This window comes from Floridaenema fluviatile BLCC-F154 (genome assembly GCF_041929135.1).
Classification (GTDB): Bacteria; Cyanobacteriota; Cyanobacteriia; order Cyanobacteriales; family Aerosakkonemataceae; genus Floridanema; species Floridanema fluviatile.
In genome coordinates, this window is record NZ_JBHFNS010000058.1 from 130,025 (window position 1) to 146,277 (window position 16,253).

Sequence of the window (16,253 nt, forward strand, 5' to 3'; positions counted from 1 at the left end):
AAGAAAAGTAAATTTATATGACAAAGCATCACGATAACAAAGTCATTGCGATCGGTGCCGGAATTGGAGGATTAACTGCTGCGGCTTTACTGGCTCATCGAGGCTACCAAGTTTTAGTTTTAGATCAAGCCCTAGTTCCCGGAGGGTGTGCTTCCACATTTCAACGTCGCGGTTTTACTTTTGATGTTGGCGCTACCCAAGTCGCTGGTTTAGAACCAGGAGGCATTCATCATAAAATATTTTCAGAATTAGAAATAGATTTGCCAGAGGCGACAGATTGCGATCCTGCTTGTGCGGTATTTTTGCCTGGAGAAACTGAGCCAATTAATGTTTGGCGAGATCCGCAAAAATGGCAAGCAGAACGTCAGCGACAGTTTCCCGGAAGCGAACCATTTTGGCAATTATTGAATAATTTGTTTCGTTACAGTTGGGCATTTCAATCTCGCGATCCAGTTTTACCACCACGGAATTTATGGGATTTGTGGCAATTAACTAAAGCAGTTAGACCGGATACTTTATTAACTTTACCCTACACTTTCTCGACGGTGGGAGATGCGTTACGTTATTTTGGTTTAGCAAAAAATCTGCGATTAAAAACTTTTTTAGATTTACAATTAAAGCTTTATTCGCAAGTCGATGCCGAAGAAACAGCTTTACTTTATGCGGCGACTGCTTTGGGTGTAAGCCAAGCCCCACAAGGATTGTATCACTTAAAAGGTAGTATGCAGGTGTTGAGCGATCGCCTACAAACCGCCTTAGAAAGAGATGGCGGAAAATTATTAATGCGCCACACAGTCAAACAAATTTACACAGAAAAGGGCATTGCCACAGCCGTTCAAATCTACAATCAAAAAACCGGAGAATATTGGATCGAAAAAGCAGATCGCATCATTGCTAATGTCACCGTCCAAAACCTAATTCAACTATTAGGAGAAACTGCACCTAAAGGATATCGCGATCGCGTCGATCGACTACCACCAGCATCAGGCGCATTCGTCCTCTATTTAGGAGTAGATGAAACAGCTATTCCCCCAGAATGTCCGCCACATTTACAATTTTTCTACGATTACTCTGGGCCAATAGGCGAAAATAATTCCCTCTTTGTTTCCGTTAGTCGTCCGGGAGATGGACGTGCCCCAAAAGGTAAAGCCACAATTACAGCTTCGACCTTTACAGATACCCAAATTTGGTGGAATGACTCAGATTACGAAACTTTAAAAAGTAGATACACCCAAGAAGCTATCTTCAAACTCTCCCAATATTTCCACCTCACCCCAGAAAAAATCATTCACACCGAAGCAGCTACACCGCGCACTTTTGCTCGGTTTACGGGTCGCGATCGAGGCGTAGTTGGTGGCATCGGTCAACGCATCCCCACTTTTGGACCCTTCGGATTTGCCAATCGGACACCCATTAACCACCTCTGGTTAGTCGGTGACTCCACCCATCCAGGCGAAGGAACTGCTGGTGTTTCCTACTCTGCCCTCACCGTCGTTAGACAAATTTTGCAAGCAGAAGGCAGAAGTTAAAAATTTCCTCAGTCCCCAGTCCCTAGTCCCTAGTCCCCAAAGAATTTTAAGGATTAGTTTCAGGAAAATTAAACTGAACTGGTGCTTCCGCTGGTGGCGAAGCTTCTGGAGTAACTGGAGTAACCGGAGCTTGTTCTACAGGAGGCGCGAAGTATTCTGGACTTGGGGGTGCGGGAGGATTCAAGATATTCTGCCAGACTTCGATTTGGGCTTTTGCCTCTGCGTAAGCACTAGTCCCAGAGGGAATACTTCTGGCAAGAGAAATTGCTCCTGGCAAGTCATAGTTAGCTCGATCTTGCGCTTGGGAAAGAATTTGGTAACTCCATTGATTCATTGCGCTTTCAGCTTCCGATCGCAAAGCCGAACTTCGCGGAATACTCCTTAAAGTCTGAATTGCCGATATTAAAGAATCTGGCGTACCAGCACTTGCCAACTGTTGTGCTTGTTGCCAGTTCTGTTGCGCTCTCGCTTGCCCTTGCCAATCTTGAATTGCCGACTGTGCCTGAGTAGACAGCGCCCTACCCGGTCTAATTTGCTGAGCCGTATTAATTGCAGCAGCAAAATTACCTGAACGAGCTAATTGTCTTGCCTGATCTAAATATGGTTGATCTTGAATTCGTTGAATTCGGTTAGTCCATTGAGCAATTTTACTTTGAGCTTCAGGATACAACGCCCGACCTCTAGCAATTTTAGAAGCTTCGTTAATTGCCGCTACCAAAGAAGTGGGATCTCCCAAGCTGGCTACTTGCTCAGCCCGATTCAACAGCGGACGATCTTCAGTTGTTTGAATCTGAGCTTGCCATTGCGCTACTTGTTGTTTTGCTTCCTGTGCTCTGGGATTATTATCTGGAATTTGTTGTGCTTCTCTAATTGCCGCTTGTAAGTCATTGATTGTACCCATACCTGCCAGCTGACGGGCTTTATCTAACCGGGCGACATCCTGTTGTTCTTGTTGCCAACGCAATAACCAATCTTGCGCTTTATTATACAAAGGTCGATTCGGGGCAATCTTCTGCACTTGGTTAATTGCCGCATCTAAACTGGTGACTGTTCCTTCTTGCGCTAATGCTAATGCTTGTGCCAAGTTGGTGAAATCATCTATATCGCCCCGCAAGTTGATAATCGAAGGAATTCTTCTGACTATAGACAAAGCTCCATCTACATCCTGATTATCTAACTGCGTTTCGGCTAAATCGAGCATTTTTCGCCCAAATTCTACGATCGCAGCTTTAGAAGCTTCGTACAGATAGCTTTTTGAACTGATACTTTGGGCTAGTTTAATTGCTTCTAAAAGATTGTCTATCCCACCAGCCCTTGCCAATCGCCGAGCCTTTGTTAAACTTTCGCCATCTTCCCTAGCTGAGGCAATAACTTGGGTAATTTCCTCATATTTTGTAGTTTCCCAATATTTATTGCCAATGTAAAGCAAGCGTGTGGCTTCCCGGAATGCTTGCGTCCAATTTTCTTTTCTTACTTCTGCTTCGGCGGCTCGATAGTAACCTTCTGCTTTTGTCCACAAAGCTCGCCAGCGTTCTATGCGGTTTTCTACGAGGGCGTATGCGGGAACTTCGCTAGGAATTTTTTTGGCGGTAGCGATCGCTTCATCTAATCTACCTGTCTCAAAAGACTTATCTGCCAAATTTAAAATATCTTGCGACCATTCTTTAATCAATGAATTTGCTTCATCCCGCAATGGGTGATCTTGCGGTAGAGTTTTTACCAGGGAAATTGCTTCCAGCAAGCCTTTCACTGTCTGCTTATTCGCGGCTAGTTCTGCACAGGAAATCCTTTCTGATGCTGAACTTGTCATCATATTAATCGACGAGCAATTAGGCTGTGCTGGCAGCGTCAACAATAGTGTGACTGCTAGTGTTCCCACTCCGCCTGCGCTAACTGTTGCTAACGCTACCCAGAATTGCCACTGTCCTGTTAACTGTTGTACTGCCGGAGGCATCTTAATCTGCACTTGTTTCAACTTCTTACTTATTTGCCTAAGTTTCCCATTCTTGCCTTTGTGGAGAGCTTCTTTTTCGCCAATTTTATCAGTTCGCTCTTCTAGTGCGACTGGTGCTTCTTTTTCTTTGCTCTCTGGCGAAACTGAAGCTTCAACTTTTAATTGTTCGTGCAGATTGCCATGAGGCGTAACAGTGTTATTTGGAATCAGAGGTGGAATTGGCGATCGATTTTTATTTCCCTGCTCTGAAGCTTTTATCGGCGACCTGATGTTTGGGCTTTCCGCGTCTCTCATAGCTCACACCAAAATAATCCTGCATTAACCTGGCTAGCTCGAATATGCAGTGGTAGCTATCCTACCCCTCTAATTCCAAAAAAGCTAGATCTTGGGCAATATATATTCTAATTACCATCCTCCAAACATTTTGTCATCCGTTTTCAGCCTGACGATTCGGCTCGTAAATCTAAAATCAGTTGCGCCAATTCGTCGCTACTAGCTTGATAAACTTCTCCACAAAAATGACAAGTTGCCTCAGCACCATTATCTTTTTCGATCATGTCCTGCAATTCCGCTTCTCCCAAAAGTTTCAACGCACCTAAAACTCGCTCGTAAGAACAGTTACATTGAAAACGTAGCAGCTGCACTTCTGGTAATAACTCTAGCCCCATATCTCCCAGCAATTGCTGAAAAATATCTGGTAATGTATTACCTGCCTGTAGCAAAGGTGTAAATCCTGACAATGCGTTTACCCTAGAGTCTAAAGTTTCAACCAAGGCTTCATCTGTTGCTGCTTTCGGCATCACTTGAATCAAAATCCCTCCCGATGCAGTCACTACACCAGCCTCGACAAATACTCCAACTACTAAAGCTGAAGGTGTCTGTTCCGAAGTAGCCAGGTAATAGGAAATATCATCTCCGATTTCCCCAGAAACCAGTTCTACTGTACTAGAGTAAGGATAACCATATCCTATATCTCGAACTACGTACAGATATCCGTCCTTACCTACTGCTCTCCCTACATCTAGTTTCCCTTTGGCGTTCGGTGGGAGTTCGATTCCCGGATTGTCTACATAACCCCGCACTGTACCATCTAATCCAGCATCAACTAAAATTCCCCCTAAAGGACCATCTCCTTTCACCCGAATATTTACTCTTGATTCAGGTCGCTTCATACTGGAAACTAACAACAACCCAGCAGACATCGTGCGCCCTAAAGCTGCTGTCGCTACGTAGGAAAGTTGATGTCTCCGTCTCGCTTCCTCTGTGAGGCGCGTGGTAATTACGCCAACGGCGCGAATTCCTCCATCAGCAGCAGTAGCTCTAATTAACTGATCGGCCATGTAAATTCCTTACATTTCTTAACATCTACTATTGTAAGGACTCTCACTCAAACCAGTGAGCGAAAGAGAAAATTTTCTTGATTGTTTAGTTTTTCCTTCTTTACCTCGCTAATCTCTCCTTGTCCCAAGAGGACAAAGGAAATGTTAAGGTACAAAAAAATATCGTTAGTTTGGTAATTGATTTAATTTATGCTGGGTAATTTTCAACAAAGTAAATTGCGAATTGAGGTGGAAGCAGAGGAAAGTACAATTCGAGAGAGTCTCCTCTATCCCCGGAAATTGCAACAGTGGTTATGGCCGCAAAGTTTTGATGCTAATTTACCAGAGGAACTTCATACTGGATTAAAGTTTACTAGTTGGCTCGGTCCGATCGCCATTCAACACCAAGTTGACATAGCAGAACCCAACCATCTTCGCTTAATTTTAAGTCAAGGAATTGACGGTTTTCACGAATGGTATTGGGGTAATGGTTGGGTACAATCTCGCTTGGAAGGTATCTCTTTACTCCCTTTGAATTTAGCCCAAACTTTCGGTTTGCTCAGATTAAGAGAATTTGTCACCAATAATCAAACTGAACTCTAGTGATAAGTTTGTTGTGAGCGATAAATTGTTCACAACAAACTTTTTATTGTTGGCGCTCTTTTTTGGTGATTTCATTTAGTCCTACTTGATCTAATAAGGCAAGAATATCAGAGTAGGTAGATTGATTAGGATTAGCTGTAAAAGCAGTACTAAGTGTTTCTAAGGCATCATACCAATAACCTCTTTGGGCAAAAACTCTTGCTTTGTCTTGAGAGGTATTTGCTTGGGATAATTGGTTAGTTAATTCTGGTGTAGGTGCTACTCGCTTAATTCCTGCTTCTACAGATATTTTACGTCTTTTTCCTTCACTAACACAGGAGACTGATACTGACCAAATGTATTCTTCTCCTATTTCTAATTTCGCTTTATCTTTGGGGAGTTGCATTTGAATTATTCCGGCTGAAGGTTGTAATTGTTCTGCATAAATCGGTTCTTTTTCTTCAGCTTTTCGCAATTCAAATACCATGATTTCTACATCTTTGCTTGGTAAATACCACAGAAATGTGGGATTACTAGAAGTAGTTAATCCTAGATGATTTTGGGGTACTAGAAGAGTTGGTGTGGTAGAAATACATTCTTTTGGTATAGTTTGAATCGGTTTTGGATCGGGTGTGGGAGTACCTCTAGTTCTTGTCCAATTTTCTTCTGATTCTAAAATAGTGGGTGTTTCGTGCGCTCTAGCTCCGCCGGAGCCTGTGGATCTTGGGGCTCCTCGATCGGGCGGACTATATTGAATACCTCCGGGCAAAGTTTGTGCTAAAGCTGGGGCATTAAATAGTTCTATTGATAGGCGCTTAAATAGCGGATTATGAGAACTATTAGTGGTAGTAACTAAGTGAAGTAAAAAAATTGATACTATACTTAAAATCCAGGGATTTTGTTGCCGATCGTTAATCATAATTTTCCAGCTTTATTCTACGAAAGCCACCCTAAATGAACCAGACCAACTTTTTGAGCTAGTATACTGTAATCTGACTCAATTCCAGCAAAAATTGTTTCAGATATTAGGTATTTTGAGTAAATGTTTCCGCCGATTCATCTCTAAATTGCCCAAAGTCAGTAACTAACATCTTTGTTAATAGTCAAGATTCCGATTAGGGATTGTTGCCTTTAATTTACTTGCTGACTTTGGTAACTACACCTCCTATTGTTAATTCCCCGGATATCAACTTACTTGTTCTTTCTTAGACAAGTTTTATACTTAGTTTGCCGATCGCCTATCACTACCTTGGCTTAACTAGTAACACTGAGCAAGGAGCATCTTCGACAACTTGACTACTGACCGATCGCTCTAAAATCCGTTTTAGCCCAGTTAATCCCCGACTACCAATCACAATTAAATCAGCATGGTAAATATTAGCCAGACGGACTATTTCTTCTGCCGGATCGCCTGTAACTATTTCTAATTCACTCTCGTAAGGCAGTCTAGTTTGGTAAGACTGCAACTGCTTCTCAACTTTGCGGTAGGGAATTTCCTCACTAATACCATGAGGTCGATCGGCAGACCATTCTACATCCTCATCCGGGGGCGAAATAACGTGAGAGAGGATAATTTTTGTTTCTGCCTGTAAATTAACTTCATCAAGACTATCAATTACCTGTTCCGATAGTTCTGTCCCATCTAATGCCACCAAAATTGTTTTCAGCACAAACCATGCCTCCTGAAAGAGTAGTTGCTAGTTTTGAGTTTACTGTCGTGAATTATAAAAATATCTTCAATTACCAATTAAATGAAGGCGGGTTTATCAATTTTTATGATTTCCCACTGGCCTCACGATCAAACCCTAGCCGACTCAACTCAAAACCTGGGAGAGGCACACTGGCAGTAAATCGATTTCAGAACGTAACTACATGAGTTCAGAGAATCGTTATTTCTCCTAAAAGGTAGGCCGATCGCGATCGAAAGAGCAACCGAACAGAATTATACTGATTTAAGGTTTAGCAATCAATGATTTCCGGCATTCACCTACCTAGCAATGGAGATTAAATAAACTTAATTCAACTTTGGGGTCAATAGTCTTTAGGTTGAAGATTTAGGATTGCCATCTTGACCAGACTCACGTCGAGAAACTCTTAGTCGCACTGAGTCTGCATGGGAAGGTAGTCCTTCTGCATTTGCCAAGACATCGATCGCACCAGCTACTTTATGGAGTGCGGTAGCTGAATATTGAATCAAGCTAGAGTGTTTCATAAAAGTTTCCACGCCCAAAGCCGAGGCGTAGCGGGCGGCACCAGAAGTGGGTAAGGTATGATTTGGCCCAGCTAAGTAATCACCGACGGCTTCCGGTGTCGAATGACCCAGGAAAATTGCCCCAGCGTGACGAATTAAATCCAAGGTTGACCAAGGATCTTCCACTTCTAGTTCTAAGTGTTCGGGAGCAAATTCGTTAGACAGTTCCGCAGCAATAGCTAAGGACTCCACAAACACGATTAAGCCATAGTGAGCGATCGCTTTTTCCGTCAGCGTCCGTCGCGGGTGATCCACTAATTGCAGTTCTACTTCCGCTTGGACTTTATGTGCCAAAGTTGAATCCGTAGTTAACAGAATTGCTGAAGCCATTGGATCGTGTTCCGCTTGCGCCAACAAATCAGCCGCTATATGGACAGGATTAGCACTTTTATCGGCAATTACCAGCACTTCTGAAGGCCCAGCTAAAGAATCTATGCCCACAGTGCCATAAACCAATTTTTTCGCCAAAGTGACGTAAATGTTACCTGGCCCAGTAATTACATCTACTTTCGGGATCGTTTCGGTTCCGAATGCTAGGGCGGCGATCGCTTGCGCTCCTCCCACGCGGTAAATTTCTGTAATACCTGCTTCCTGTGCTGCTACCAACACAGCTGGAGAAATCGCTTTATCTGCCCCAGGCGGTGTCACCATGACAATGCGGGATACTCCAGCCACCTTAGCTGGAATCGCATTCATCAACACCGTACTCGGATAAGCCGCACGACCACCAGGAACGTAAATTCCAGCCTTATCTACTGGTCGGTAACGTTTACCCAAAACCACTTCGTCTTCTTTAAACTGTACCCAGGATTTGGGTACTCGCTGTCGGTGGAACGCTTCGACCTGTTCTTTTGCCAGAAGAATTGCATTTAGCAATTCTTTCGAGACTTGCTGATAAGCAGCATCCATTTCGGAACCGCTGACCCGCAACTCTTCTGGTGTTAAGTTTTGTTGATCGAATTCCGCCGTATAATGCAATACTGCTCGATCGCCCTGCGCCTTAACGCGCTGAAGAACTTCTCGAACTGTTGCTTCTTTATGAACAATCTGGTCAGTAGAAGTGCGATCGCGGATACGTCGCAATTCTGCTTCTGCCTCAGTCCGCTCAGTAATGATTCGCAGCATGGAGTTAGGAATGCCAATCTTAGGAAGTTACCCGTTTGTGTGTGGGGCACAGACACCCTGGTAATTTTGCGGGGTTGGTTGTCAAACCATCTGTTTTTAGATTCAGTATGCTTGGTCAACTCATCCCAATTTTCCAGGCTTGCCCAATATTTGTTTCTCTAGCTTAACTTGAGATCTCGATCGCGGATCGCTCCCACGTCAGCATAGATGTTATATTAGTTTTTCCAGGACTTTCAATGTTTATTAGATAGAGTAGCTTCGGAACAACAGCAGTGGCTAATATTAAATCCGCTATTAAGCGCGTCAAAATTGCCGAACGCAACCGTTTGCGTAACAAAGCTTACAAATCAGCAGTCAGAACGCTGATGAAGGGATATTTTGCAGCAGTAGACAGCTATGCTGCTAATCCTACCCCAGAATCGCTCAATGATGTACAGCAGCGGATGTCAGCTGCTTACAGCAAAATCGACAAAGCCGTGAAAAAAGGCGTACTGCATCCCAACACAGGGGCAAGGAAAAAATCTCGTCTAGCTCGTACCTTAAAACGCCAAACTAGCCAAGCAACCGCTACGGCTTCCTGAGCAGAGGAGGCAGGGGGGTAGGGGAGCAGGAGAGCAATAAAACTTCTTAACTCAAAACTCAGAACTGAAAACTCAAAACCTAAAACTTCCCCCTAACCATGCAGTTGATTGATACCCATGTACACATCAACTTTGATGTGTTTCAGGCAGATTTGGATGCGATCGGGCAACGCTGGCGCGATGCAGGAGTGGTTTCACTAGTACACTCTTGCGTCCATCCAGATGAATTCCCAGGCATTCAGCAGCTTTCTAGGCGGTTTCCTGAACTGTTTTTTGCTGTAGGTCTACATCCGCTAGATACCGAAAAGTGGACAGCTAACACCTCTGAGCAAATTACTGCCTTGTCTAGTTCAGATCCGAAAGTAGTCGCTCTAGGCGAAATTGGACTGGACTTTTACAAGGCCGAAAACCAACAACAGCAGGAAGAAATATTGATCGCTCAACTGGAAATAGCCCGAAAAGCGCAAAAACCAGTGATTATTCATTGTCGCAATGCCGCCGAGCGAATGCGAGAACTAATGCAGGATTTTTGGGCAAACTCTGGCTCAGTCAACGGAGTGATGCACTGTTGGGGCGGAACTCCCGAAGAAACCCAATGGTTTTTAGACTTAGGTTTCTATATTAGCCTCAGTGGTATAGTAACATTCAAAAACGCTACCGCAATTCAAGAATCAGCCAAAATGATTCCTCAAAATCGGTTGCTCGTGGAAACAGATTGCCCATTTCTGGCCCCAGTTCCCAAACGGGGAAAACGGAATGAACCAGCTTACGTTCGCTATGTAGCGGAATTTGTGGCTGAGTTACGTGGCGTGTCCCTAGAAGACTTCGCCAACACCACAACTCAAAATGCTTGTCAATTATTTGGTCTGCCAATTATGGCTAATCAGGTGTAAACTGCTACTTGTTACAACCGATCGGTGAAAAAATTCTCATTCCCATACTAAAAAAACCGTTTTAGGTCAACAAATATGGGTAACATTGCGCCATAATGTTTAAGGGGGAAAACACAGTGGGGGAAAGCGCCGTGAATCAAGGAGTTAACCTAAACACTATTGCTACGCTACAATATCATAGCCACAAAAGAACTACACAGGCAAATGACTGCTACCGATCGCCAGAGGTGAAAAGCCTGATATTTTTAAATTTGCTCGCCTAACCACCAAGATTTAACTTTATGAGAGCAGCTTTTCCAGCGATCGATCGAGGCAAAATGCCAAAGGCAAACTTCAAAAATTGACCAGGATTTACAGATTTACCGAATTTCTTGATTAATCCCGATCGTCGAAGTAAATCAATAAATAAATCCGGTTGTGCTTTTTGAATTTGGGATTGTTTTAGTGATAATCTACAAAACCTTTGTTGAGATTCAAGACTTGCAATTAACCAACTACAGAGATTTTCATACTTTTGATTTAGGATTGAGAATGCTTCGTCCCGAAGATTTTCGATTTTAGATTTTCGATTAATCAACAAATCCCACATCGAAAATCCAAAATCACTTGACTGACTGATGTTCTGTTTGCGATCGCGCAGCGTTGCGCTCTTCACTATCGCCTAAAACTTAAAACTCGCTATGCTTCTTGACCAAATGAACGACACCACCCAAGACTCTCCTACTAATGTTACACTACCTGACCTAGTAGAAATCCAACGCTCCAGCTTTCGTTGGTTCCTAGAAGAAGGATTAATCGAAGAACTCAATAGCTTCTCCCCAATTACCGACTATACAGGAAAGCTAGAACTACATTTCTTAGGCAAAGACTACAAATTAAAAAGACCAAAATACGACGTAGACGAAGCCAAACGCCGGGACAGCACTTATGCCGTACAAATGTACGTTCCCACCCGTTTGCTCAACAAAGAAACAGGTAGAATTAAAGAACAAGAAGTATTCATCGGCGATCTACCTTTAATGACCGATCGCGGTACCTTCATCATCAACGGTGCCGAACGAGTCATCGTCAACCAAATCGTCCGTTCCCCCGGAGTTTACTACAAATCAGAAGTAGACAAAAACGGTCGTCGTACCTACTCCGCCTCCCTCATCCCCAACCGCGGCGCATGGCTGAAATTTGAAACCGACAAAAACGACTTAGTTTGGGTCAGAATCGACAAAACCCGCAAACTTTCCGCCCAAGTCCTCTTAAAATCCTTGGGACTAGCAGACAACGAAATCTTCGATGCCCTGCGTCACCCAGAATACTTCCAGAAAACCCTGGAAAAAGAAGGCAACCCTTCCGAAGAAGAAGCCTTGATGGAACTGTACCGCAAACTACGTCCAGGGGAACCACCCACCGTATCTGGCGGTCAACAACTCCTAGATTCCCGCTTCTTCGACCCCAAACGCTACGACTTAGGAAGAGTGGGGCGCTACAAACTCAACCGCAAACTGCGCTTGAGTGTTCCAGACACAGTGCGAGTACTTACACCCCAAGACATTCTTGCCAGCATCGACTACCTAATCAACTTGGAGTTTGATATTGGTAACACAGACGACATCGACCACTTAGGCAACCGTCGCGTTCGTAGCGTCGGCGAACTCCTGCAAAACCAAGTCCGCGTCGGATTAAACCGTCTAGAACGGATAATTAGAGAACGGATGACCGTTTCCGATGCGGAAGTTTTGACACCTGCATCTTTAGTTAACCCCAAACCTTTAGTTGCGGCAATTAAAGAATTCTTTGGTTCCTCCCAACTCTCGCAGTTTATGGATCAAACCAACCCCCTAGCAGAATTAACCCACAAACGGCGACTTTCTGCACTAGGCCCCGGAGGATTGACCAGAGAAAGGGCAGGGTTTGCCGTTCGAGATATTCACCCCTCACACTATGGTCGAGTTTGTCCTATTGAAACACCTGAAGGGCCAAACGCTGGCTTAATTAGTTCCTTGGCTACCCACGCGAGGGTGAATCAGTACGGTTTCTTAGAAACTCCTTTCTGGCGAGTAGAAAACAGCATAGTCCTATCGCACCTGCCCCCAGCCTACATGACCGCAGACGAAGAAGACGACAAGCGGGTAGCACCAGGGGACATTCCCTTTGACGAAAACGGCAGAATTTTAGGAGATACCGTCCCAGTACGTTATCGCCAAGAATTTACGACCACTACTCCAGACCAAGTAGACTATGTAGCCGTTTCTCCAGTACAAATTATTTCCGTCGCTACTTCTTTGATTCCCTTCTTAGAACATGACGACGCAAACCGGGCTCTGATGGGTTCCAATATGCAGCGCCAAGCGGTGCCATTACTCAGGCCAGAACGACCCTTAGTAGGTACGGGACTGGAAGCCCAAGCAGCTAGAGATAGCGGGATGGTGATTGTTTCTCGGACGGATGGAGAAGTTACTTATGTTGATGCCGAAAGAATCAGGGTTCGTCCTGCGTCATCAATAGGAAGCGACGGGAAAGAAGAACAGCCCAAAGAAATTGAATACGTCCTGCAAAAATATCAACGTTCTAACCAGGATACCTGCTTAAATCAAAGACCGATCGTCCACGTAGGCGATAAAGTACAAGCAGGTCAAGTAATGGCAGATGGTTCAGCCACAGAAGGCGGCGAACTAGCATTAGGACATAACATCCTAGTCGCTTATATGCCTTGGGAAGGCTATAACTACGAAGACGCAATCCTAATTAGCGAACGTTTAGTTTATCAGGATATTTACACTTCAATTCACGTTGAAAAATTTGAAATTGAAGCCAGACAAACCAAACTAGGCCCAGAAGAAATTACCCGTGAAATTCCCAACGTTGGGGAAGATGCCCTCAGACAACTCGATGAAACCGGAATCATTCGCATTGGTGCTTGGGTAGAATCGGGAGATATTCTCGTTGGTAAAGTTACACCAAAAGGTGAATCTGACCAACCCCCAGAAGAAAAACTCTTACGGGCAATTTTCGGGGAAAAAGCCAGAGATGTGCGAGATAACTCCCTGCGCGTACCTAACGGCGAAAAAGGTCGGGTTGTGGATGTGCGGGTATTTACTCGCGAACAAGGGGACGAACTACCCCCAGGTGCAAACATGGTCGTCCGCGTTTATGTTGCCCAAAAACGGAAAATCCAAGTAGGCGATAAAATGGCAGGTCGTCATGGGAATAAAGGGATTATTTCCCGGATTCTGCCTTTGGAAGATATGCCTTATTTACCCGATGGTACTCCGGTGGATATCGTATTAAACCCCTTGGGTGTACCTTCGCGGATGAATGTGGGACAGGTTTTTGAATGCTTGCTTTCTTGGGCAGGAGAAAACTTGGGTTATCGGTTCAAGATTATCCCATTTGATGAACGTTATGGACAAGAGGCTTCACGGGCAACAGTGCATGGCAAACTAGACCAAGCCAGGGATGAAAGTGGGAAAGAGTGGCTGTTCCGACCAGAACACCCTGGTAAGATTGTCGTCTATGATGGGCGCACTGGGGAACCGTTCGATCGTCCAGTGACCGTAGGAAAAGCTTATATGCTCAAACTAGTCCACTTGGTCGATGATAAGATTCACGCCCGTTCCACTGGCCCATACTCCTTGGTGACACAGCAACCTCTGGGTGGTAAAGCCCAACAAGGTGGTCAGCGGTTTGGAGAAATGGAAGTGTGGGCGCTAGAAGCATTCGGCGCAGCTTACACTTTACAAGAATTGCTGACAGTAAAATCTGACGATATGCAGGGGCGGAATGAGGCGTTAAATGCGATCGTTAAAGGTAAAGCAATTCCTCGTCCTGGGACACCAGAATCTTTCAAAGTATTAATGCGCGAATTACAATCTTTGGGATTGGATATTGCGGTGCATAAAGTGGAAACCCAAGAAGATGGTAGCACCAGAGATGTGGAAGTTGATTTGATGGCAGATGTGGGAGGTCGTCGGACTCCTAGCAAGCCAACTTATGAGTCTTTGACTCGTGAGGATTTGGTAGAAGAAGAAGAATAAGTAAAAGATGCCCGACTTCTTGAAGAAGTCGGGCATCTCAAGACCAAAAAACTAAAATCTCAAATCGAAAATTGGAAAGATGGCAAAGCTGGAACAGCGTTTTGATTATGTAAAAATTGGCATTGCTTCACCAGACAGAATTCGCATCTGGGGAGAAAGAACTCTACCTAACGGGCAAATTGTTGGGGAAGTAACTAAGCCAGAAACTATTAACTACCGCACCCTAAAGCCTGAAATGGATGGCTTATTTTGCGAGCGAATTTTTGGGCCGGCAAAAGATTGGGAATGTCATTGCGGTAAATATAAAAGAGTCAGACATAGAGGTATTGTTTGCGAACGTTGCGGCGTAGAAGTAACTGAATCTAGAGTGCGGCGACATAGGATGGGCTATATTAAATTGGCAGCCCCAGTAGCTCATGTTTGGTATCTCAAGGGAATTCCTTCTTATATTGCAATTCTCTTAGATATGCCCTTGCGGGATGTAGAACAAATTGTTTACTTTAATGCTTATGTAGTTCTAGATCCGGGTAATGCTCCTAATCTCACTTATAAGCAACTGCTGACTGAAGATCAGTGGATGGAAATTGAGGATCAAATTTATAGTGAGGATACCCAACTTGCAGGGGTAGAAGTGGGAATTGGTGCCGAGGCGCTGCAAAGATTATTGCAAGATTTGAATTTAGAAAAGGAAGCCGAACAACTACGCGAAGAAATTGCTTCCGCTAAGGGACAAAAACGCGCCAAATTAATTAAAAGATTGCGCGTTATGGATAACTTTGTTGCCACTGGTTCGCAACCAGATTGGATGGTTTTAGAAGTTATTCCTGTGATTCCGCCTGATTTACGCCCGATGGTGCAATTAGATGGTGGTCGGTTTGCGACTTCGGATTTAAATGATTTGTATCGTCGGGTAATTAATCGAAATAATCGCTTAGCTAGATTACAAGAAATTTTAGCTCCTGAAATCATTGTCCGTAACGAAAAACGGATGTTGCAAGAAGCAGTAGACGCTTTAATTGATAATGGTCGGCGGGGTAGAACGGTAGTTGGAGCAAATAATCGTCCGTTGAAATCTTTGTCGGATATTATTGAAGGGAAGCAAGGACGTTTCCGGCAAAACTTGTTAGGTAAACGGGTGGATTATTCCGGTCGTTCTGTAATTGTGGTGGGTCCGAAATTAAAGATTCACCAGTGTGGGTTGCCGCGGGAAATGGCGATCGAACTTTTCCAACCCTTCGTCATCCATCGCCTAATTCGCCAAGGTTTAGTTAACAATATTAAAGCCGCAAAAAAATTAATTCAACGCAACGATCCAAGTGTTTGGAATGTTTTGGAAGAGGTAATCGAAGGACATCCAGTATTACTAAACCGGGCTCCTACATTACACAGATTAGGGATTCAATCTTTTGAACCAATTTTAGTAGAAGGAAGGGCAATTCAATTACACCCATTAGTTTGTCCAGCATTTAACGCTGACTTCGACGGCGACCAAATGGCGGTTCACGTTCCTTTATCTTTAGAATCTCAGGCAGAAGCAAGATTGTTAATGTTAGCTTCTAATAATATCTTGTCTCCGGCAACTGGTAGACCAATTGTTACTCCTAGCCAAGATATGGTTCTCGGTTGCTATTATTTAACCGCGGAAAATCCCGCTTATGCCAAAGATAAAGACCGCTATTTCGCTACTCTTGATGATGTAATTGTTGCCTACGAACAAAAACAAATTAATCTGCACTCCTACATAATGGTGAGGTTTAATGGCAAAACTGTACATTCAGAACCAGAAAAACTCGCAAGTGAAGAACGTTCCGACGATGGACAGATTGTAGTGAAAACATACATCGGCGAAAAAAGTGGTGCGGTTTTGCGCCGAGTTCGGGAAGATGCAGAAGGTAATTTAATTAGCCAATATATTCGCACTACTCCGGGAAGGATTATTTTCAATAAGACCATTGAAAATGCCATCCGCTAATTGTAGGGGCGGGTTTTGT

12 protein-coding genes are annotated in these 16,253 nt (G+C 44.0%); 6 read left to right on the forward strand and 6 right to left on the reverse strand.

The window, feature by feature from the left end:
• Positions 1-17 precede the first annotated feature (17 nt).
• A complete protein-coding gene (gene crtD / locus ACE1B6_RS15070) occupies positions 18-1,529 on the forward strand; it encodes a C-3',4' desaturase CrtD (protein ID WP_413258061.1) in 1,512 nt (503 codons plus the stop codon).
• A 46-nt stretch (positions 1,530-1,575) separates the two neighbouring features.
• Here crtD and ACE1B6_RS15075 read toward each other — a convergent pair whose 3' ends face one another.
• Positions 1,576-3,777 carry a hypothetical protein gene (locus tag ACE1B6_RS15075; RefSeq protein WP_413258062.1) on the reverse strand — a complete coding sequence of 734 codons (2,202 nt, stop codon included), beginning with the start codon at positions 3,775-3,777 and terminating at the stop codon, positions 1,576-1,578.
• Positions 3,778-3,920: 143 nt separating this feature from the next.
• Positions 3,921-4,823 carry an Hsp33 family molecular chaperone HslO gene (gene hslO, locus ACE1B6_RS15080; RefSeq protein ID WP_413258063.1) on the reverse strand — a complete coding sequence of 301 codons (903 nt, stop codon included), beginning with the start codon at positions 4,821-4,823 and terminating at the stop codon, positions 3,921-3,923.
• Between the two features lie 189 nt (positions 4,824-5,012).
• On the opposite strand from hslO, the gene ACE1B6_RS15085 reads away from it, so the two are divergent.
• Positions 5,013-5,405: a hypothetical protein gene (locus ACE1B6_RS15085; protein WP_413258064.1), complete on the forward strand. Its 393-nt coding sequence runs from the start codon at positions 5,013-5,015 to the stop codon at positions 5,403-5,405.
• A 43-nt stretch (positions 5,406-5,448) separates the two neighbouring features.
• Here ACE1B6_RS15085 and ACE1B6_RS15090 read toward each other — a convergent pair whose 3' ends face one another.
• The 3 genes from ACE1B6_RS15090 to hisD form a co-directional block, all read right to left on the reverse strand.
• Positions 5,449-6,303, reverse strand: a complete 855-nt coding sequence (locus ACE1B6_RS15090) for a DUF928 domain-containing protein (protein WP_413258065.1) — start codon at positions 6,301-6,303, stop codon at positions 5,449-5,451.
• A gap of 325 nt (positions 6,304-6,628) precedes the next feature.
• Positions 6,629-7,054: a universal stress protein gene (locus ACE1B6_RS15095; RefSeq protein WP_413258066.1), complete on the reverse strand. Its 426-nt coding sequence runs from the start codon at positions 7,052-7,054 to the stop codon at positions 6,629-6,631.
• A 371-nt stretch (positions 7,055-7,425) separates the two neighbouring features.
• A complete protein-coding gene (gene hisD / locus ACE1B6_RS15100) occupies positions 7,426-8,760 on the reverse strand; it encodes a histidinol dehydrogenase (RefSeq protein WP_413258067.1) in 1,335 nt (444 codons plus the stop codon).
• A gap of 272 nt (positions 8,761-9,032) precedes the next feature.
• Here hisD and rpsT point away from each other — a divergent pair, with 272 nt between their 5' ends.
• Positions 9,033-9,341, forward strand: a complete 309-nt coding sequence (gene rpsT / locus ACE1B6_RS15105; RefSeq protein WP_413258068.1) for a 30S ribosomal protein S20 — start codon at positions 9,033-9,035, stop codon at positions 9,339-9,341.
• A gap of 98 nt (positions 9,342-9,439) precedes the next feature.
• The gene (locus ACE1B6_RS15110) at positions 9,440-10,234 is read left to right on the forward strand and encodes a TatD family hydrolase (protein ID WP_413258069.1); all 795 of its coding nucleotides are present in this window, start codon (positions 9,440-9,442) and stop codon (positions 10,232-10,234) included.
• 259 nt (positions 10,235-10,493) lie between these two features.
• Here ACE1B6_RS15110 and ACE1B6_RS15115 read toward each other — a convergent pair whose 3' ends face one another.
• Positions 10,494-10,889, reverse strand: coding sequence for a hypothetical protein (locus ACE1B6_RS15115; RefSeq protein ID WP_413258070.1), 396 nt, complete (start codon positions 10,887-10,889; stop codon positions 10,494-10,496).
• A 25-nt stretch (positions 10,890-10,914) separates the two neighbouring features.
• Here ACE1B6_RS15115 and rpoB point away from each other — a divergent pair, with 25 nt between their 5' ends.
• Both rpoB and ACE1B6_RS15125 read left to right on the forward strand, forming a co-directional pair.
• Positions 10,915-14,262 (forward strand): DNA-directed RNA polymerase subunit beta, encoded by a 3,348-nt coding sequence (rpoB, locus tag ACE1B6_RS15120; RefSeq protein WP_459563030.1) that lies wholly within the window; start codon positions 10,915-10,917, stop codon positions 14,260-14,262.
• Between the two features lie 79 nt (positions 14,263-14,341).
• On the forward strand, positions 14,342-16,234 hold the full coding sequence (locus ACE1B6_RS15125; RefSeq protein ID WP_413258071.1) for a DNA-directed RNA polymerase subunit gamma: 1,893 nt from the start codon (positions 14,342-14,344) through the stop codon (positions 16,232-16,234).
• The last annotated feature ends 19 nt before the right edge of the window (positions 16,235-16,253 follow it).

Excerpts from the sequence above, each read along its gene's own strand:
- hslO (WP_413258063.1), bottom strand. The coding sequence starts at position 4,823 with ATGGCCGATCAGTTAATTAGAGCTACTGCTGCTGATGGAGGAATTCGC.
- ACE1B6_RS15125 (WP_413258071.1), top strand. The coding sequence starts at position 14,342 with ATGGCAAAGCTGGAACAGCGTTTTGATTATGTAAAAATTGGCATTGCT.
- crtD (WP_413258061.1), top strand. The coding sequence starts at position 18 with ATGACAAAGCATCACGATAACAAAGTCATTGCGATCGGTGCCGGAATT.
- rpoB (WP_459563030.1), top strand. The coding sequence starts at position 10,915 with ATGCTTCTTGACCAAATGAACGACACCACCCAAGACTCTCCTACTAAT.
- ACE1B6_RS15075 (WP_413258062.1), bottom strand. The coding sequence starts at position 3,777 with ATGAGAGACGCGGAAAGCCCAAACATCAGGTCGCCGATAAAAGCTTCA.
- ACE1B6_RS15085 (WP_413258064.1), top strand. The coding sequence starts at position 5,013 with ATGCTGGGTAATTTTCAACAAAGTAAATTGCGAATTGAGGTGGAAGCA.
- ACE1B6_RS15090 (WP_413258065.1), bottom strand. The coding sequence starts at position 6,303 with ATGATTAACGATCGGCAACAAAATCCCTGGATTTTAAGTATAGTATCA.
- hisD (WP_413258067.1), bottom strand. The coding sequence starts at position 8,760 with ATGCTGCGAATCATTACTGAGCGGACTGAGGCAGAAGCAGAATTGCGA.
- ACE1B6_RS15110 (WP_413258069.1), top strand. The coding sequence starts at position 9,440 with ATGCAGTTGATTGATACCCATGTACACATCAACTTTGATGTGTTTCAG.